This is a genomic window from Candidatus Methylomirabilota bacterium (genome assembly GCA_036002485.1).
Taxonomy (GTDB): domain Bacteria; phylum Methylomirabilota; class Methylomirabilia; order Rokubacteriales; family CSP1-6; genus AR37.
This window is the reverse complement of record DASYTI010000070.1, coordinates 1-18,607: the sequence shown is the minus strand read 5'-3', so window position 1 is coordinate 18,607 and position 18,607 is coordinate 1. Positions and strand designations below refer to the sequence as shown.

Here is an 18,607-nt window from a genome sequence, read left to right as displayed (position 1 = left end):
GACGAGAGAATCTCCTTCATGAATAATCCAGCTTAGAAGGCGGCCAGCGAGCTGTTGGGGATGTCGGTGATGAACATGTGCCCGGGGCTGTGGGTGATCATGAAGGCGGGCTTCGAGGCCAGGGCCACTGCCTGCGGCGTGACGCCGCAGGCCCAGAACATGGGAACTTCTCCCCGCTTGATCTCGACGGCATCGCCCCAATCGGGCTTGGTCACATCAGTGATGCCGATGGCGGCGGGGTCGCCCACGTGGATGGGGGCGCCGTGCGCCCCGGGGAAGCGCGCAGAGGCTGTGACCGCCTTGGCCACCATCTCGTGCGGGATGGGTCGCATCGAGACCACCATGGGGCCGTGGAAGCGGCCGGCGGGCCGGCAGGCGATGCTGGTCTTCCACATCGAGACATTGCACCCGCGCTCGACATGACGGAGGGGAATGCCCGCGTCCATGAGCGCCCACTCGAAGGTGAAGGAGCAGCCCAGCAGGAAGGCGACCAGGTCATCGCGCCAGAACGCCTTGACGTCCGTCACCTCGTCGGCAAGGACGCCGTCCTTGTAGATCCGGTAGCGCGGCAGGTCGGTCCTGAGATCGGCGCCCGGCGCCGCGCCGACTGGCTCGGGCGAGCCCACATCCGTCACCTCGATGAGCGGACACGGACGCGGGTTGCGCTGGCAGAAGAGGAGAAAGTCGTAGGCGTCGTCCCGGGGCAGCACGGCCATATTGGCCTGAACGAAGCCGGGGCCGAAGCCGGCCGTGATGCCGGCAAACTTGCCGCTTCGGATGTCGGCTCGGATCTCTCTCGGGTGGCGCGCATCGATAGGCATCAGGCCCTCCGTTCTACCTATGCTCTCGGGTCTGTACTGGGCCAAGTTGCGAGCCAGACGAGGCCCGAAGGAGGCGGCAGCCTGAGGCGTACTTGTTCGTACGTTGAGGGCTGCCGCCGACTGAGAACGAAGTATGGCGAAGCAAATTGGCCCAGTACGAGTCTACTTCAAGTGGCCGAGCTTGGGCCACAGATCGGGGTTGCCGAGCACCTGCGGCTTCTCCCCGCGCAGCACGCGCAGCATCTCGGCGGCCACCAGCATGGCGGTGCCGCGGGTCGTCTCCTCGGTCACGCCCGCGATGTGGGGGCTCACGATCACGTTGTCGCGCTGAAGCAGTCGGCTGTCGGAAGACACCGGCTCCTCCTCGAAGACGTCGATACCCGCCGCGCGGATCTTGCCGCTCTCGAGCCCCGCCAGGAGCGCGCTCTCGTCCTGGATCTTGCCGCGTGAGGTATTGATGAAGATCACGCCTTCCTTCATCTGGGCGATGGAGGCGGCGTTGATCATGTGATGCGTCTCCGGCGTGTGCGGGGTGTGGCAGGTGATCACGTCGGCCGCCCGGAGGACGGAGGCCATGTCCGGCATGGGCTCGACGCCGCGATTCCTCAGCTCGTCGGCCGGCACGTACTTGTCGTAGCCGATCACGCGCATGCCGAGGGCGCCCGCCGTCTTGGCCACCCGCCGTCCGATATTGCCGACGCCGATGATGCCGAGCGTCTTGCCGTTCATCTCGAGCAGGCCCTGGGAGCGGCTCTTGCCCCAGTCGGCCAGCCGGGTGCGCCGGTCCACCACCACTGCCTGCTTGGCCAGGGCCAGCATGAGCATGATGGCGTGCTCGGCCACGGAGTTGGAGTTCGAGCCGGGGGCGTGGACGACGGCGATGCCCAGGTCCGTGGCCGCCTTGAGATCGATGGTGTCGAGGCCGACTCCATGCCGGCCGACGACCTTGAGCTGCTTGCAGCCGGCCATCAGGGAGCGCGTGCACGCAGGCTTGGCGCGAAAGAGGATGCCCTCGGCCTCCTGCGCGACCTTGAGCATTCCGGCTTCTGTCTCTTCGCTCGACACGACCACGCGCGCTTCGCTCTCGAGCAGCTTGATGCCATCGGCATGGATGGGGCCGGCCAGCACGACGAGGGGCTTCATTGGACTCCTTCTCTGATGGAGCTTCTTTAGAGGTTCCCTACTTGGTGGCGACGAGCACGATGCGGGGCGAGTCGAGGGCGAAGGGCCGCCCGTCGAGCCCGCCGAAGAGCTCGACCTGGGACCACCGCTCCGGGCGCAGCATGCGCAGAAGCTCGTGGGCCGAGTACATGCGAATTTCCATCTCCCCCAGCAGGCGATGATCCTTCTCGAGCCACCAGCTCTGCTGGACGCGGCTGGCCCGCACATCGAAGCGGTTCTTGACGCGGACGGTGCCCTCGGGCAGCCGCACGATCTCCTCGGGCGCGATGTCGTGGATGGCAAAGTCGCGGTTGCGCGTGTCGAGGACGAAAGCCCCCCCGGGCTTGAGGGCTGTGCAGAAGCGGTCGAGGAGGAGGCGGTCCTCGTCGTCGGTGAAGAAGCCGATGCTGGAGAAGAGGTTGAGGGCGAGGTCGAACTCGCCCGAGAACTCCATGTCCCGCATGTCCTGGCAGACGAGCTGGAGGGGAAGCCCCGCCCCCGCCGCGCGCTCCTTGGCCCGCTGGAGCTCGGTCTCCGAGAGATCCACGCCCGTGACGTCGAAGCCGCGGCGCGCCAGGGCGAGCGAGTGGCGGCCGAATCCGCAGGGGGCGTCCAGGATCCGTCCGGCCGCGGCGGGAGCCACGTGGCCGAGAATCCAGCCGACCTCGGATTCGGCGTCCGCCTCGGACTCGAGGCCCCGCGAGATGGTCGGCCACGACTCCTCGAAGAATCGGCTGTCGAACACGGCCGCATTATACCGAATCCGGTACGCTAGGTTGCTCGGAGGGGGGCTCCGCCCCCTTCCGAAGCCTCCCCCCCGAACCGATGGCGCCGGCAAAGCCGGCGCTCGAAGCGGAACATTCTGCTCGCGAGGGGGCGGAATTGCCCGGACAGACTCCTAGTCTAGGGGCCCCCGAGCGCGCGAGGGCGGGCCAGGGCCAAGACGTACCCGGAAAGGGCGAGGGCGACCGAGGCGAGGCCGCCGAGGACGTAGACGGCCCTTGCCGCGAACCCGCCCACGGCGCCGACGTGGAGGGCTCTCGCACCAGCCCAAAGCCGGGCCGTCCACGGCGCCTGCCGAGAGTCGCTCACGCTCACGACACTTCCCCCGGCGGCTTGCAGGAGCACAAGGCTGGCCCCGCGCGGATCCAGCTCACCCGGCACTCGCATCGTCACCGCCACGAGGCCGTCCGGCAGGAACCGAAACGCCGTGATGGTGGCTCCCGGCATGGCGCGCCGGGCCTCTCGCGCCAGCGTCTCGAGACTTCGCGCGGCCGGCGCCAGCGAAGCAGGGGCAGCGGCGAGCGATGGCGCTCGCCCGACCTCGAGCGTCCCCGAGGGCAGCGCCACCATCCCCAGCAGCGCGCCGGTGGCCGCGATGGGCAGATGAAAGACGAGCGAGGCGGCGCCCAGCGCCTTGTGCAGATCGCAGCCGACCACGGGCCACGGCCGGGCCCAGCGGATGGTGAAGCCCCAGCGGGGCCTTCTCATCAAGGGCCACCAGAGATAGAGTCCCGTGATCCCTTGGAGCATCAGCCAGAGACCGAGGATGCCGACGAGCGCACGCCCGCGCGCGCCCAGGTAGAGCTCGGTGTGGAGGAGCCGGAGGGCATGGAGCGGCGATCGCTCCGCCCAGCTCGAGCTCACGATCCGCCCGCTACGCGGATCGACCAGCACCTCGAGGGCGCCGCCCGCCGAATCGAGCATGCCGACCCGCGCCGCCGTGCCGCGGCCGGGGAGGGAAAGACTGGTCACCACGAAACCGGGATGACGGCGTCGCGCCGCCTCGAGCAGCGCATCGAGCGATGGAGCGGATTCGGCGGAGGAAGCCGTCGTGAGCCCGGCGCTCTGCGAGCTCTCGAAGTCCGGCCGCAGGACGAGGACGGCGCCGCTCAGCCCCAGAGCGAGGAGGGCAGCACCCGTGAGCACGCCGACGAGCAGATGCAGGCGCAGCGCGAGGGCGCGGACTCGCATGGCTGGCGAGAAGCTACCACGCCTGCGCGTGTGCTATCATGGTCACGTCGTGATGACCATGAACGTGCGGAGGAGACCATGAGGACAATGCCAGCGGGCGAGTTCAAGGCGCGGTGCCTGCGTGTCATGGAAGAGGTAAAGAAGTACCGGACGCCGGTGGTGATCACCAAGAAGGGTCGGCCCGTGGCCAAGCTCGTTCCACCCGACGCGCCCGCGACGGATGTCTTCGGCTGCATGACCGGGACCGCGCGGATCGTGGGTGACGTCGAGGCCCCCGTCCTGGCCGCCGACACGTGGCGGGCCATCAGCCACAGGAGCGCGGCCCGGCGCGCGCGGCCCCGCGCCCGTGGCAAGCGTCGGTGATCGTCCTCGACACCCATGCCTGGCTCTGGCTCTGCCTCGAGCCGCGCCGGCTGTCCGGCGTCGCGGCGACGGCGATCCGTCGGGCCGCGAATGACGGCGGCCTCGCCGTCGCCTCGATCACGCTCTGGGAGGTCGCCATGATGATCGTGCGGGGTCGCGTGATCCCTCAGGGAACGCCGGAGGCGTGGCTCGGGGCATTGGTGGATCGCAGCGGTGTGACCGTCAAGGAGATCACGCCCTCGGTGGCCGCGCTGGCCACGCATTTCCCCGACGACTTCCCCGCCGATCCTGCGGACCGGCTCATCGCGGCGACCGCCCGCGCGGACGGTGTGCCCCTGGTCAGCCGCGATGCGCGGCTGCGGGCAAGTCCCGTCGTCGAGACCATCTGGTGACGAGTGGTCCAGACGCCAGCGCATCCTGGCGCTCCTCGCTCACGGTAGACATATTGGATTGTGAGAGCTGACCCCGCAGACGACTCCGAGAACCTGAGCCGTGACTGTTCGTGGAGCCGCCGACCGAGGCCAGGGCCGCGAATCATACGAACCCTCTCGATCCTCGACAACGCGGATGACTGCCGTGCGTTTCTCTCCAGCGTGAAAGGGCTTGATCCGGTCCCCGGCAGGGGCGAGTATCCCACAGAGGCATGATGATGAACGACGAGTCTTCGGACGCCTGGCCTGGAGGCGCGCCTTGACCATCTACCACGTCCGGTTCACCTGCGCTGCGGACTACATGGCGCGCCGCCTGCCGTTCCGACCCGCGCATCTCAAGCAGCTGGCGGGCCTCCGTGAGCAAGGGCGCGTGGTGGCGGGGGGGCCCGAGCCTGATGGCACGGCCGCCCACATCTTCTACCGCGTGGCCGACCGCGCGGAGTTAATGCGCCTGCTCGAGGAGAACGAGTTCAATCGCGCCGGGCTCTTCGCGGCGAACCATCCGCGGGCCTTCACCGAGTTCCTCGAGCCCCTCGAACTCCCTCCGGTCGACGCGGGGCTCGAGGCGACGATCGTGGACGGCGTGCCGGCCGAGCGCACGCTGGCACGCTCCGGTCTCGCCGCGCTGCAGCGACAGAAGCGTGCGGCATTCGGCGGATTCATCGACAACGATGCGGGCCTCGCGGTGATACGCTCCGCGAACGCCGAAGAAGCGATCGCGTGGCTGGCCGACGCCGGCGGCTGGGACCGCACCCGCCTGATCGCGCGCGCGTGGAGCCAGACGCTGTAACCGCGACGGCTCGCGACGCGGCGTCGGCAGGGACATAGCCCGCCTCGCCCGAGGGTCCTCCCTCGGGACCTGCCTTGTCACAGCAACCTTCGGATTGGCCATCGCGCAACCTCTAGGCCGCCCCCCCCAACGGGCACGAGCTGCCAATAACCATCCGCCTCCAGCCACGCCAAGGGCAATGACATCGCTCTGCGCCTCGACGGCAATGTGGCAATGTGAGATCTCGCCCCGAACCTTTATTTTGGGGAGGCCACACGGCTCGGCTTTTCTGCGAACCACCACCCGAGCCCGCCGAGAACCGTGGCCAGGGCGATCGGAATGATCTGAACGAAAGGCGCCGCCGCCTCACCGAGCCATGAGCGGAGCGCCTCGTCATCGAGAATCATATCGCCGGCGACGTAGCCGAGAACGGCGCCCCCCAGCCAGATGACCCAGGGAGCCCGGTTCATCAGCCGCGCGAGCAGGCCGCTGCCCCACACGACAATCGGGATGGAGAGGGCGATCCCGAACACGACCAGCCGCATGTCGCCGTGGGCCGCGGCCGCCACCCCGAGCACATTGTCGAGACTCATCACCAAGTCCGCCACGATGATGATCCCGATCGCGCTGCGCAGAGAGCTGCCTTGCCGGACATGTTTCCCCTCTTCCGCCGTAGGACGGACAAGCTTGAAGGCAATCCCGACGAGCACGAGCCCCCCTATGAGTTGCAAGAACGGGATTTTCAGGAGCGCGATGGCGAGCGCGATCAGGATGATGCGGAGCAGGACGGCTCCCGCCGTACCGAAGACACGGCCGAGCAGCTGTTGGCGTTTCGGCAATGAGCGCACGGCGAGGGCGATGACGAGCGCATTGTCACCGGCGAGCATCAGGTCGATGACCACGATGGTTCCCAGCCGGGCCAAGAACTCCGCCTCGAAAGGAGCGGCCAGCACGGGGCTCACTCCACCCCGAGGAAGCGCTTGTACCACATCAGCACGAACCGATGGAGCAACAGCCACGCCAGCACTAGGATCAAGGTCAGATCGAGCCTCTTCGTCATCTCGTGGCCCCTTCGTTGGGTAGAGAACGACAGACGCAGACGTGTCGCCGCGAACGGCGGCACTGAAGGAGAAGAAACTACGAGTGACGGAGGCTAGTGGTCTTCGGGCGGTGCCGCGGAATCAAACGACGGGAGATGAGCCTGCCTGATCGGAACCAGCCAGGCGGTCGGACGATTGCGTCGGTCAGCCGGAGCCGCTCTCTCAACCACCCGCTGAGGGCGAGTGGTTACGACGGACGGCTGGACGGGGGGCGACGCGGTGTCATGACGTTCCGGGCGGACCCGTTGACGCCGGCTGGGGACACCCTCCTCTTCGTCGTCCCACTGAAGGCTTCGCGCGCCCGGCACGACCAGCAGGGCGTCCGGGGTCGCGAAGTCGAGAGACAACACCAAGAAGAGCGGCAGAAGAACCAGACGACACATCGAAAGGGATTGTAGCAGAAGATCGCTCGAAGCGTTGGGCGGGCGAGGCTGCTGATGGTCCCGGACCGCGTGGGGCCGTGCTCGGCCACCTGCCCTCCCACCCACTCTTCCAGGATCTCCTGCGCCGAGTGAACTTTCCGCAGTAGTGCTCCCAGAAGAGGCGAGGCTCGCTACCAAACGGGCTCGCTGGCGGGAGCCTGGCAAGTCGGTGTAGAATCCCGTCGGACTGGACGTCCACGCGGGTCTCGTCATTCCTAATCGTGTCCTGGCGGGGCCCCTCGCGCGGCATCGGGTTTTTGCCGCTTCCCCGGTCTTGCTCGCCCCCGAAGCGGAGCGGCGTCAGGGGAGGGACGTGCGGGCAGCTAGCGAGGCGTGGTCACCGTCCAGTCCACCACGTACGGTGGTAAGACCGCGGGTCGTGAACGGGTAGGGAGCATGAAGCTCGCCCCTGTCGCAGTGCGCCCAGATACATCGCCTCGTCCCCTGCCCCGCTCCTCGCCTCGTAGCTCAATCAGATCGAGCTCTGGCTCAGCGCACTGGAGCGGCAATGGCTCAAGCGGGCCAGCCTTCGGATAGCCGCCGAAATAGCAGCGCGCTTCACGCAGTTCGCCCGCCATTGGAATCGTACCGCCCGTCCGTTCCGCTGGGCATTCACGGGCTACCCCCTGCATCTATGGGTGAGTCCCGAATTTACTGGACGGTGCACTAGTCGCTCCTCCCTGGCCGGTGCGTCGCGATGAACCAGACGTTGTCGTGCGGGTCTCGCACGTGAGCGGTGCGATCGCCGTACGGCTGATCCGCCGGCGGCTGTACCGACGTCGCCCCCGCGCGCAGCGCCCGCGCGTAGAGCGCGTCCGCGTCCTCCACGTAGAGGTAGAACGCGGCAGGCATCGGCTGCCACTGGCCGTGCGCTTCGCCCATCTCGACGAACGAATCGCCGATACGGACCTTCGCGTGATGGATCACGCCATCTGGCGACTGGTGGCGGTCGGTTTCCTCGGCCGCGAAGGCCGCCTTCAGGAAGTCGATCAGCCCGCCGGCGTCGCGATGCAAGTACGGCGTGACGGCGCGCAGACCCGTGGGCCGGTGGCCGCCGCGTGGCGTCGCGGTGTGGGTGGCGATGTACCAGTGATTGCCGAACGGATCTCTCACTGACGCTTCTCGGTCTCCGTACGACTGGTCCACCGGCGGGTGCAAGGTGATGGCACCCGCCGCGAGCGCCCGCCTGTACGTCGAGTCCGCGTCCTCGACGTAGAGATGGAACGCGGTCGGCATCGCCGACATGCCTTCGAAGCCACCGACCATCACCATGGAGTCCTCGATCCGCGCCTCGGCATGCAGCCCGCCCGCGGATCCGATGGTGCGGAACGTCTCCGTCGCCCCGAATGCGCGCGTCATGAACTCGAGCAGGTCCGCGGCCTGTGGGATTCTGAGATAGGGAGTGATCGCGTGGAAGCCCGCACGGACGTGTGTGATTGCGGTGATCATGTCGTCTCCTCTCGGCGCGCGTGCCGCGGTGATGGCCAGCTGCGCCTCCAGTCGCTCTCGAAAGTCCTCGCGCGGGAGTCCGCGCAGATCCGCGGCCAGACGCAGCAGCGCCGCCAGTTGCGCGTCGTCGACGGCGCCCGCCCCTGGGCCCCCGCGGGTCAGGATCGTCTCCACGAGCTCGTCGAGTCGCTCGGCCGGATCTCGCTCAGGCATTGTCCTGATCCAATCGCGCTCTCAAGTTCTGGAGGGCGCGGAACTGCAGCTGCTTGATAGCCCCTTCGGTCCGCCCGAGGGCCTGCGCGATCTCCCGGATGCTCTTCTCTTCGGCGAAGCGCATCCGGATGACGCGGCCCTGATCGTCGGGCAGGGCGCGGACGGCTTGGTAGACGGAGGCGCGGCGCGTGACATCCCGAGCCTCCGCGGCCGGCGGGTCCGGGTCGGGCGGCACCCTCCGCTCCCGGGCGATGCGATGGTAATGGTCAGCGACCGCGCTGCCCGCGATCCTGTAGAGCCAGGCCGCGAGCGGCACCCCCCGCCACTCGAACCGACCGAGATTGGCGAGCGCCTGTTGAAAGACCTCGGCGGTCAGGTCCTGGGCGTCCGAGCGCGCGGGCACACGCCGGGCGATGAAGGCGTACACGCGGTCGAAGTACATCGCGTAGAGCTCGGCGAAGCGACGCGGGTCCCGCTGGGCGGTCTCGATCAGCGCCCGCTCGTCGGGGTCCGCTCCCTGCTCGTCCGGGACTCGTTCTGCGTTCACCATCGCTCACGTACCATTAACCGCCGGGCGGCAAGGAAGTTACGGCAGAGCCATCATTTGTTACTGGACCCGGGAAGCGAATGTCCGTCAGTGACGGTGAGATGGTTCCGACCTGTTCCGCGCTTGCCAGCCCAAGCGCTCAAGAACACCTCAGGGCCGATCCAAACGCGGGGCGTTTGGCCTTTCCGTACCACTGAACTTCCCTCCCCGGATCTCCGTCAAGTCTGAGTCGGAGAAACTCCGTAAGGCACGCGCCCAGTTCTGTTCTCGGCCACGGCGGGAGTGGATCCGGGCGGTCCCAAGCTCGGCCCAGCGACGTTCACGACGTGGGCGTGTGGTGCGCCAGGAAGTCGGTAACACGGCGGATCGACTCGGCCAGATGCGTGGGGCCGCGCCAGTCCTTCTGGATCTCGAGGTTGGGCGCGAGGCTGGCGATCTCGGCGCTGGTCGCCGCGGGGTGCGGCTTGTCGGTGCCGGGCTGCAGCAAGAGAGGCGTGGGGCAGCGGCGCACGAAGTCGCGGCTCACCGAGAAGACGAAGTCGCCGCCGAACATGTTGTGGCCGAACTTCTGGATGACATCCTCGGTCAGCGACGGATCCCGGGCCAGCATGGTCTTGGCGAAGCCGCTGACCGCCTCCTCCCAGGTGTCGCGGTTCTCGTGCAGGCCGATGGGGTTCTGCAGGACGGCGGCGCTGATCCGCTCGGGCGCCAGCTCGCACAGCATCAGGCAGTAGGTGGCCCCGATGCAGCCGCCCATAACGTGGAAGCGGCGATGGCCGAGGTGATCCATCAGCGCCAGGTGATCGCCTGCATACGTGTGCCAGCCGTGGGTCTCCGTCGCGGCGCCGCGTGACTTGCCGGCATTGCGCTGATCCATGCCGACCACCGTGAACCGGCTGGCCAGGTCGACCATCGGATTCATCCACGGCGGCGGCGCCGACGGGTTGCTCGGACTGGAGCGCCAGTACTCGAGCTGCGAGCGCAGTCCTCCCGGCGCGAAGAGCAGCAACGGATGACCCGACCCGTGCACTTCGTAGTAGATCTCTGCATCAGGGCGCGTGAAGCCTGGCATCGTTGTTCCTCCCGTGCTGTCGTCGCATCGGCAGCGCCCCGATAGTACACTGCAGGGCGTTCCTGCGGCTCCCGCTCCGTCCGAGTCGCCCGGCCCGAAGCTGGCATCCGATCGAGAAGGAGGCCCTCGATGTCTGCACCCGCCACGTCTCAAGCCGTCATCGCCCAGCTCGTCGAAACCATGAGGGCGCTGGCCGGCCCGCACGCCGGCTTCCGCCCCGTGCACGCCAAGGGCCTCGTCTGCGCGGGGACGTTTCGCCCATCCGCGCAGGCGCGCGGCATGACCCGCGCCTCGCATTTCCAGGGCGGTCCGGTGCCGACCGTCGTCCGCTTCTCCAACTCCAACGGCAACCCCGACGTGCACGACGGTGTGCCCAACGTGCGGTCGATGTCGGTGAAGTTCCAGCTGGCGGACGGGAAGGCGGCCGACATCCTGGCCAACTCGATCGAGGGCTTCGTGGCCCGGACACCCGAGGAGCTTCTCGAGTTCCTCCGGGCCCAGCTCCCGGACCCGGCCACCGGCAAGCCCGCTCCCGACGGCGTGCCGAAGTTTCTCGCTAGCCATCCGGCCGCGGCGGCCTTCGTCGGACGCCTGATGCAGAAGCCGGTGCCCGCCAGCTACGCGCAGACCAGCTACCACGCCGAGCACGCGTTCCTGTTCACCGCCGCCGACGGCTCGCGGCGCTTCGGCCGCTATCACTTCGTCCCCGAGGCGGGCGAGGCGGCGCTGTCTCCCGAGGAGGCGGGCAAGCGCAGCCCGAGCTTCCTGCGCGACGAGCTGGAGAGCCGCCTGCGCACCAGCCCCGCCGCCTTCCGCCTGCTCCTGCAGGTCGCCGCGGAGGGCGATCCGACCGATGATCCCACCGCGCTGTGGCCGGCGGATCGCCCGCGGGTCGAGCTGGGGCGCCTGGAGGTGACCGGCATCTCGCCGACGAGCGCTCAGGACGAGCGGCGGCTGGTCTTCGACCCCACCAACCGCACGGACGGCATCGATCTCTCGAACGATCCGATCCTGCTCGCGCGGTCGGCCGCCTACGCCATCTCCTACGAGCGCCGCAGCAAGGGCGAGTGAGCGCTATTCGACCTCGATCAGCTCGAGCGCCTTGCGGCCGGGGCCCTCGATCATCACCGCCCGCGTGTCGCCGAGCCGGTAGGGCGCTTCGACACGGCGAACGCCTTCGCGAGTGGGGGGAGCATGACCCCCACTATCACGTCGAGATCGCACTCGGCGAGCATGAAGTCGGGCGGGCGCGCAGAGCCTTTGACAGGGGTTCGGCGAGGCTGGTAGCTTCTGGCCAGGCCGAGACGCGGCCAGCGGTTTCCCCGGGGCGAGCTGATCCCATTGACGCGAACTGCACCCCCCGTGAAGGAGGAGCGGTCATGCGAACAGAGATCTCACGGCGCGACATGATGCGAACCCTGGGCCTGGGGGCGGCGGCGATTGCGGCGGCCGAGCTGGGCGACACGCAACCCGCCTGGGCCGAGGACGCCTTCACCATTGCCTCGACGGGCGGGTCGTGGGGCGACGGCCTGAAGCAGGCGTACGTGGTGAACGCCGGCTTCGAGAAGCGCTTCAACACCCCGGTCAGCTACGCGCACATGATCGATTCGGTGATTGCCACCAAGGCCATCGCCCAGTGCGGGAATCCGCCGTTCACCGTCCCCGCGCTCCTGAACGCCGAGGCGGTGATGCTGGCCGACGGCGGCTGCCTCCACGACTACGATCTCGGCATCGTCACCAACTACAAGGACCTGCTACCGGGAACCTTCGAGGCGCCGCGGGCTGGGCTCAAGTCGTACTGGGCCGCCCACACGCAGATCGTCATGGGCCTCGTCTACAACACCAAGCGCGTCACCACCAAGCCGACCTCGTTCAACGACCTGGCCAGTGCCAAGTACAAGGGCAAGATCGGCGTTCCGGCCTATGGCTGGGTCGGCATCCAGTGGCTGCACGCGTTGAACCAGTCCCTCGGGGGCACCCCCGACAACATCGATCCGGGCATGAAGGCCATCGCGGAGCTGACCAAGAAGAACGACGCGGTCATCATGGAGAACACCGACGTGACGCTCAAGGCGTTCACGCGCGAGGAGATCTGGATGATGCCGTTCTGGAACGGCCGCTGCTTCTCGCTGCAGGCGGAGGGCGTGCCGGTGGACATCGTGTACCCGAAGGGCAGCCTCCAGGTCGGCAATGGGTTCCCCATCCTCAAGGGCACGAAGTTCGAGCGGCAGGCCCAGCAGTTCGTCAACATCACCCTGGATGCCGAGTACCAGATCGAGATGACAAAGCGCTTCCGCTATCCGCCGTCCAACAAGAAGGCGAAGCTGCCGCCGGAGCTGGCGCACTATGCCCTGAAGGACGCCGACCTCAAGAACATGATGCCGCTGGACTTCCAGAAGATGAACCAGCACCGCGCGGCCTACCTCGCCCGCTGGAACAAGGAGGTGCTGGGCTAGGACGGTGGCCGGCGGCAAGGTCAAGCTGGACGTCAGGGGGCTGACCAGGCGCTTCTCGCCGCACGTGACGGTCGGCCCCCTGTCGTTTCAGGTGATGGAGGGCGAGTTCTTTTCGTTGCTCGGTCCGAGCGGCTGCGGCAAGACGACGACGCTGCGCTGCATCGGGGGGTTCGAAATCCTGTCTGACGGCTCGATCGAGCTGGACGGTCAGCGGCTCGACGACCGGCCCCCGCACCGCCGGGACGTCGGGCTCGTGTTCCAGAACTACGCGCTGTTTCCCCATCTGACGGTGTTCGACAACATCGCGTTCGGGCTGCGCCTGCGCAAGGTCGACAAGGGGCAGATCGGGCGCCGGATCGCCCAGATGCTGGAGCTGGTCGATCTGCCGAACATCGCGGACCGCTACCCGGCCCAGCTCTCGGGCGGGCAGCAGCAACGGGTCGCGATCGCCCGATCGCTGGTGCTGGAGCCGAGCCTGCTCCTGTTCGACGAGCCGCTGTCCAACCTGGACTTCAAGCTACGCATCCAGATGCGCTACGAGCTGCGCGATCTGCAACGCCGGCTCGGGAAGACGGCGGTCTACGTCACCCACGATCAGACCGAGGCGCTCGCCCTGTCCGACCGCATCGCCGTCCTGTCACAGGGTCGGATCGAGCAAGTCGGCACGCCGAGCGAGATTTACGAGCGGCCGGCCACCGCCTTCGTTGCCGATTTCATCGGCAGCTCGAACATTCTGACCGCGCGAGTCTGTGCCCCGGGGAGCGGCGCCGGCACCGCGGTGGAGACCGAGCAGGGGCTCGCTCTCTCGATCCCGCATGTTCCGGACGCCACGGGCGCGGCGGTGACGCTGCTGCTGCGCCCCGAGCGATTCCAGATGGTGGCGGACAGCGATGGCGGCTCGGCCGTCGCCAATCGCTTCAGCGCGCGCGTGCGCGACGTCACGTATCTGGGAGAGGATCTGCACCTGCGCGTGCTCGCCCTGGAGAAACAGCCTTTGCTGGTGTCGATCAAGAACAGCAAGGGCACCCGCGCCATCACCTCGGGCGCTGCGATCGATCTGGCGATCGACCCCGAAGACATCCACGTGCTGCGGCGGTAGGGCGCGCCGGATGGACCGACCCCGCCCCCGGCCGTACTGGACGATGTTCGTCGGGCCGTACGGGCTCTATCTCCTGGTCTTCCTCGTCCTGCCATTCGCCAACGTGGCACTCCTGAGCGTGTACCTCCACTCGCCGACCAAGATCGCGGTGGCGGAGTTCACGAGCGCCAACTACGCGAAGCTCTTCGAGCTGTACTACGCCAACCTGTTCGTGCGCACGCTTCGGCTGTCGGTCGTCGTCACGCTCGTATGCGTGGTGCTCGGCTACCCCCTGGCATATCTCCTCGCCCGGTCGACGTCGCGAGTCATGACCCTCGGCCTGTTCCTCCTCATCATGCCGCTCATGGTCAGCACGGTGATCCGCGTGTTCGGCTGGGTCGTCATCCTCGGCAGCGAGGGGCTCGTCAACCAGGCGCTCCGGCTCGCGGGCGCGGCTGACGGCGTGCGGCTGCTCTACACCGAAGCGGCGGTCATCCTCGGCCTCGCCCAGCAGAGCATGCCGTTCATGGTCCTGCCGATCATGGCGGCGATCGAGCGCATTCCGCCGAGCCTCGAGGAGGCGGCCCAGAACCTCGGCGCGAATTGGGGCCAGATGTTCGCGCGGACCATCGTGCCGCTGAGCATGCCCGGTCTCGTCTCCGGCACGCTGCTCGTCTTCAGCGTGTCGATGAGCGCCTTCATCACGCCCGCCCTCATGGGGGGGCGTCGCGTGCGGATGGTGGGCCAGCAGATCTACGAGGAGGTGCTCACGGCCTACGACTGGCCGGGAGCCGCGAGCCTGACCATCGTCCTCGTGGTGTTGATGCTGGCGCTCGTCAGCCTGGCCCTGTGGGCCACCGGGCGCCGGGCGCGGCTGGAGACGGCGCGGCGATGACCGGCCGCCCCCCGCGGTTTCTCTGGCCCTTCGTGGTCGTCGTCTACGTCCTGCTGCTGGCCCCGCTCGTGGTGGTGATCACCGTGTCCTTCGGCTCGACCTCGACCTTCGACTTCCCGCCCAAAGGGCTCTCCCTCAAGTGGTACCAAGCGTTCTTCGCCAGCGAGATGTTCGTTCGCTCGTTCTTTCGCGTGAGCCAGGTGATCGGGCTGTCGACGGCGCTCGTGGCCACGCTCATCGGCACGCTGTCGGCGATCGGCCTCGTGCGCCTTTCGTTCCGCGGCCGCCGGGCGATCGAAACGTTCTTCCTGTCGCCGCTCCTGGTGCCGCACATCCTGCTCGGCGCCGCTATCTACCTCTACCTGGCGCGGCTCGCGTGGCCCACGTCATCGTCGACGTTGCTGGTCGGCCACATCGTCATCGCGACACCTTATGTCATCCGCTGCGTGACGGCCGGCCTGGTCGGGATGGACCCGCGCCTGGAAGAGGCGGCGATGAGCCTCGGCGCCACTCGTCCCCAGGCGTTCTTCAAGGTGACGCTGCCGCTGCTCCGGTCGAGCCTGGTGACGGGCGCGGTGTTCGCCTTCATCATCTCGTTCAGCGACATCAACCTGGCCCTCTTCCTCGCGGGCGCCAACGCGCCCAGCCTCCCCGTGCACATCTTCTCGCAGATCCAATTCGAGGCCGACCCGTCCATCGCCGCCGCTTCGGCGCTGCAGATCGCGATCGTCGGCGGGCTCATCCTTCTGGTGCAGCGCGTCTTCGGTCTCCGGCTGATGGTGTGAGAGGCGCCGCGAGTCGACGGAGAGCTGGCCGCCGACGACACGGCTGCGGTCAGGTCCGCGCCGCAGGACGACGAGCTCGCCCATCTGGACGGTGCGCCCGGTCAGATCGCTCACGACACTGCCGTGTGTCACCAGGACCAGGGCCGGTCCAGCCCGGTGTGCCGCAATGGCGTCTGAGCGTAGGAGACATAAAGGGCGTTCTCGGACATCAGCCACCTGCTCCCGAGCTCTTGCCGCTGTCACAGCTTGACTCGCTCTCCCTCTTGCTGTGTAGCAGCGAAGGGGAATGCCTCGTCAATTACCGCCACAACTTGGCTCGGCACTACTCTTGGCATTTATCGCTTTGACCGTCGACAGCCATCCTCCACAGCGTCACCCTCCGTCGCATAGCACCGCTCAGGTTTGGTCTTGCCGTAGAACTGCCCGCCCTTCATGTGGTAGAGGCAGCGTTCACCAGAGTACGTGGTGAAGTTGCCCTTGATGGGGTGAGTGAGGGGGTACGTCCACACGTCTTGCGGCGGCACACCGGGACGAGGCAAAGTTTGCGCTGCCGCTGTGGAAGCTGCCAGCACGAGAATCGCTAGGATAAATCGTGGGCTCAGGACGACCATACTGCCATCGCCTACTGGATCACGTCATCCGCCCGCCCCAGCAGCGATGGCGGGATCGTGAGCCCGAGGGCCTTCACGGTCTTGAAGTTGATGACCAACTCGAACTAGTCGGCCTGCTCGATGGGCAGGTCGCCAGGCTTCGCGCCCCCGAGGATCTTGTCCACGCAGGTGGCGGCGCGGCGATACGATGCGGGGGCGTCGATCGAATACGCCATCAGCCCTCCCGCATCCATGAGCAACCGACTCCCGTCGGCAGCAGGTTGCTCAGAGCGAGCGCGCTGATCTGGGCTGGCCCACCATAGGGCACTCACTTCTTGACATAAGTGCCCTTCGTGTTCTTGTCATCGCGCTCGGACACCATCGTCCATACGCCGCCCTTCTCCGCAAACGTCCACGTGGCGGTGTTGCCCCACCCCGAGGGGACTGGGCTCAGGATGACTGCACGGGCGACGTTGCCCTTGAGTTCATAGGTGCCATGGGCGGGCGGCGCACCGGCCACGGCGGATTGGCCGGTCCACGTGCCATCGGGCTTGATCGTGAGGATGCCCGTAGTGGTACCGCCCGGGCCCGTGCGGGTGGAGGCGTACTCAATGGTCCCGGTCCATGTGCCGACGATCTGCTCAACCGTCACTTGTGCATGTGCGAGGCCGGGGGCGAACAGGAGGAGCCCTGCCAGCAGGAGCGTTGCGGTCATGGGGTGTCCTTCCGGTGGATGCTATGTTCAGTTCGGCGGCGAGCGGCGCGGCGAGGAGCACCGCACCAGTGCCAGCCAGGAATGTGCGGCGATCACGGTGGTCGAGGATGGCGAAGCGGAGGAGCCTCTCTCTCTAGTGGCCGGCCCCTTTGAGCTCTTCTGTTTCCCGTCAGCGGTTACGGATGCTGCTTCCGGCGACGCTGTCGCCAGCGAAACAGCCCGAGGCCCGCTGCTGTGGTGCCGAAGAGAAGGAGCGTGGTGGGCTGGGGGACCGCCGCAGGTGCTGCGTTGTATTCCACGATGAATGCAAATACACTTGTGCACGGCGCATCGTTCCAGCCTCCGACAGGTGGGGCACTGTTTGTTCCGGGCAGATTCACACAGTTGCTCGGAGGCGTCGTCCCTTCGTTCGGCTCTCCAGCTTTCCAGTTACTGAAGATGACATCGGCGGCTGTATTCGTGTTGCTCTGATAGAATGGCTCGCCCGTCACCCACTGCCAACCACCTGCGGCACCCTGAGCCGGTGACCCAGGCTCCACTCCAGTCGGCGACTGGAACAAGCCAATCCACGGGACGCTGTTCGCGATGTATGTCCCGAAGTTGCTCGTGATGAATGCGTTCTCGGCAGCCGAGGTTAGGGTCGCGAGGTGGCCTGGCTGCCCGTTGAAAGAGGTCGCTGCGGCCGCTGCCTGGGCGCCGGGCCACGTGTTATTCGGAAGCCCGAGGTTCGTGCTCGTCTCATAGCAGGAACCACCCGTCACGCAGATGGGCACCGCCTCAGCGACACGCCCCATGCCGAGGCTCACAATCCCGAGGGTAAGTACTGACAGGAGACCGAACCGGAGTATCGCCATGTCGTCCTCCTCACGGGTCTGATTCGAGAGGCCGAACGCTAGGCACGAGACTAGGAGTGTCTGCAGTTGTTGTCAAGATACAGGTCTATGATTGTTGGGGGTGCGTGGAGTGGCCGCTGTTCAGGACACCGTGAAATGACCGCTCTTGCCGCGCGGAGCCCTTCCTCCCGAGGTCATAGAGCGGGAAATCATGGCCTACCTGGAAACGATCAAGCTACCTACGGAGGACAGCGGGCGGGAGCGGGCGGCAGCCGACCTCGACAAGGCCGAGAAGGAAGAACAGAACTGGCTGGACGCCATCGGGCAGGGCGGAGACATGCCTACTTTGGTGGCTCGACCGAAGGCAGCCAGTGCCCGCGTTGTAAGCCCACGAGCCTCGCTGGCAGCCAAGGACGCCCTCGTGGACCACCTGGACGAGATCAATGCAGAGGACATGGCTGATGAGCTTCGACTGGCCCAGGAAGGCAAGGCGACGGGGCATGACGCCCTCCCGGACGTGACCGCAGATCGGAAGGTCCTCCGGGCGCTGGGTGTGCAGATCACTGTAGACCAAGCCCTGAAAGAAGCTATTATCGTGGGCGACGTGGCCAGGGTCATTGCGGGAAGGCTGTCATCCAATGTTGCAGACTCCAAGGAGGTTGGCATTCCATGAGAAAGACCAAGATCACCGCGTGGGGCGCGTAGGAGACATAAAGGGCGTTCTCGGACATCATCGGACATCAGCCACCTGCTCCCGAGCTCTTGCCGCTGTCACAGCGCGGATGAACCGTCTGACATCTCGGGCCGATCCTGTCACCGCGCGTGGGTCCGGTCAAGCCAGCGCCTCGACGCAGCGGCGGGGAGGCGCGCACCGACGGGCCGGGCGGAGTCAGCACAGACCTCCACGGTGGCCCGGGCTCGCGACACCCCTAC

At 67.1% G+C, this 18,607-nt stretch carries 18 protein-coding genes; 9 read left to right on the top strand and 9 right to left on the bottom strand.

From position 1 onward, the window contains the following. Positions 1 to 32: 32 nt before the first annotated feature. The 4 genes from VGT00_07705 to VGT00_07690 all read right to left on the bottom strand — a co-directional run bounded on the left by VGT00_07705 (position 33) and on the right by VGT00_07690 (position 3,956). Positions 33 to 821 carry a putative hydro-lyase gene (locus tag VGT00_07705; protein HEV8531284.1) on the bottom strand — a complete coding sequence of 263 codons (789 nt, stop codon included), beginning with the start codon at positions 819 to 821 and terminating at the stop codon, positions 33 to 35. 162 nt (positions 822 to 983) lie between these two features. Beyond that, the gene (locus VGT00_07700; GenBank protein ID HEV8531283.1) at positions 984 to 1,964 is read right to left on the bottom strand and encodes a hydroxyacid dehydrogenase; all 981 of its coding nucleotides are present in this window, start codon (positions 1,962 to 1,964) and stop codon (positions 984 to 986) included. Positions 1,965 to 2,001: 37 nt separating this feature from the next. Then, entirely contained in the window at positions 2,002 to 2,727 is a 726-nt protein-coding gene (locus VGT00_07695; GenBank protein HEV8531282.1) for a class I SAM-dependent methyltransferase, read from the bottom strand. Between the two features lie 158 nt (positions 2,728 to 2,885). Then, the gene (locus tag VGT00_07690; GenBank protein HEV8531281.1) at positions 2,886 to 3,956 is read right to left on the bottom strand and encodes a PepSY-associated TM helix domain-containing protein; all 1,071 of its coding nucleotides are present in this window, start codon (positions 3,954 to 3,956) and stop codon (positions 2,886 to 2,888) included. Positions 3,957 to 4,034: 78 nt separating this feature from the next. On the opposite strand from VGT00_07690, the gene VGT00_07685 reads away from it, so the two are divergent. The 3 genes from VGT00_07685 to VGT00_07675 all read left to right on the top strand — a co-directional run bounded on the left by VGT00_07685 (position 4,035) and on the right by VGT00_07675 (position 5,540). Beyond that, positions 4,035 to 4,319: a type II toxin-antitoxin system Phd/YefM family antitoxin gene (locus VGT00_07685; GenBank protein HEV8531280.1), complete on the top strand. Its 285-nt coding sequence runs from the start codon at positions 4,035 to 4,037 to the stop codon at positions 4,317 to 4,319. After that, positions 4,316 to 4,711, top strand: a complete 396-nt coding sequence (locus VGT00_07680) for a type II toxin-antitoxin system VapC family toxin (protein HEV8531279.1) — start codon at positions 4,316 to 4,318, stop codon at positions 4,709 to 4,711. Before VGT00_07685 ends, VGT00_07680 begins: the two co-directional genes overlap by 4 nt. A gap of 298 nt (positions 4,712 to 5,009) precedes the next feature. After that, positions 5,010 to 5,540 (top strand): YciI family protein, encoded by a 531-nt coding sequence (locus VGT00_07675; GenBank protein ID HEV8531278.1) that lies wholly within the window; start codon positions 5,010 to 5,012, stop codon positions 5,538 to 5,540. A 236-nt stretch (positions 5,541 to 5,776) separates the two neighbouring features. Here VGT00_07675 and VGT00_07670 read toward each other — a convergent pair whose 3' ends face one another. From VGT00_07670 to VGT00_07655, 4 genes are all read right to left on the bottom strand, one after another. Next, on the bottom strand, positions 5,777 to 6,472 hold the full coding sequence (locus tag VGT00_07670; protein ID HEV8531277.1) for a TerC family protein: 696 nt from the start codon (positions 6,470 to 6,472) through the stop codon (positions 5,777 to 5,779). A 1,235-nt stretch (positions 6,473 to 7,707) separates the two neighbouring features. Further along, a complete protein-coding gene (locus tag VGT00_07665; protein ID HEV8531276.1) occupies positions 7,708 to 8,703 on the bottom strand; it encodes a VOC family protein in 996 nt (331 codons plus the stop codon). Then, a complete protein-coding gene (locus VGT00_07660; protein HEV8531275.1) occupies positions 8,696 to 9,253 on the bottom strand; it encodes a sigma-70 family RNA polymerase sigma factor in 558 nt (185 codons plus the stop codon). Before VGT00_07660 ends, VGT00_07665 begins: the two co-directional genes overlap by 8 nt. Positions 9,254 to 9,569: 316 nt before the next feature. Continuing rightward, positions 9,570 to 10,322 (bottom strand): alpha/beta fold hydrolase, encoded by a 753-nt coding sequence (locus VGT00_07655; GenBank protein ID HEV8531274.1) that lies wholly within the window; start codon positions 10,320 to 10,322, stop codon positions 9,570 to 9,572. A 129-nt stretch (positions 10,323 to 10,451) separates the two neighbouring features. Here VGT00_07655 and VGT00_07650 point away from each other — a divergent pair, with 129 nt between their 5' ends. From VGT00_07650 to VGT00_07630, 5 genes are all read left to right on the top strand, one after another. Then, positions 10,452 to 11,393: a catalase family peroxidase gene (locus VGT00_07650; GenBank protein HEV8531273.1), complete on the top strand. Its 942-nt coding sequence runs from the start codon at positions 10,452 to 10,454 to the stop codon at positions 11,391 to 11,393. Between the two features lie 308 nt (positions 11,394 to 11,701). Beyond that, on the top strand, positions 11,702 to 12,778 hold the full coding sequence (locus tag VGT00_07645; protein HEV8531272.1) for an extracellular solute-binding protein: 1,077 nt from the start codon (positions 11,702 to 11,704) through the stop codon (positions 12,776 to 12,778). Positions 12,779 to 12,782: 4 nt separating this feature from the next. Continuing rightward, complete coding sequence (locus tag VGT00_07640) at positions 12,783 to 13,877, top strand: ABC transporter ATP-binding protein (GenBank protein HEV8531271.1); 1,095 nt, start codon at positions 12,783 to 12,785, stop codon at positions 13,875 to 13,877. A 10-nt stretch (positions 13,878 to 13,887) separates the two neighbouring features. Then, positions 13,888 to 14,751, top strand: coding sequence for an ABC transporter permease (locus VGT00_07635; GenBank protein ID HEV8531270.1), 864 nt, complete (start codon positions 13,888 to 13,890; stop codon positions 14,749 to 14,751). Continuing rightward, entirely contained in the window at positions 14,748 to 15,536 is a 789-nt protein-coding gene (locus tag VGT00_07630; GenBank protein HEV8531269.1) for an ABC transporter permease, read from the top strand. Before VGT00_07635 ends, VGT00_07630 begins: the two co-directional genes overlap by 4 nt. 918 nt (positions 15,537 to 16,454) lie before the next feature. Here the strand turns inward: VGT00_07630 and VGT00_07625 are convergent. Beyond that, positions 16,455 to 16,841, bottom strand: coding sequence for a hypothetical protein (locus VGT00_07625; protein ID HEV8531268.1), 387 nt, complete (start codon positions 16,839 to 16,841; stop codon positions 16,455 to 16,457). Between the two features lie 1,044 nt (positions 16,842 to 17,885). Here VGT00_07625 and VGT00_07620 point away from each other — a divergent pair. Continuing rightward, positions 17,886 to 18,347, top strand: a complete 462-nt coding sequence (locus VGT00_07620) for a hypothetical protein (GenBank protein HEV8531267.1) — start codon at positions 17,886 to 17,888, stop codon at positions 18,345 to 18,347. Positions 18,348 to 18,607: the final 260 nt, after the last annotated feature.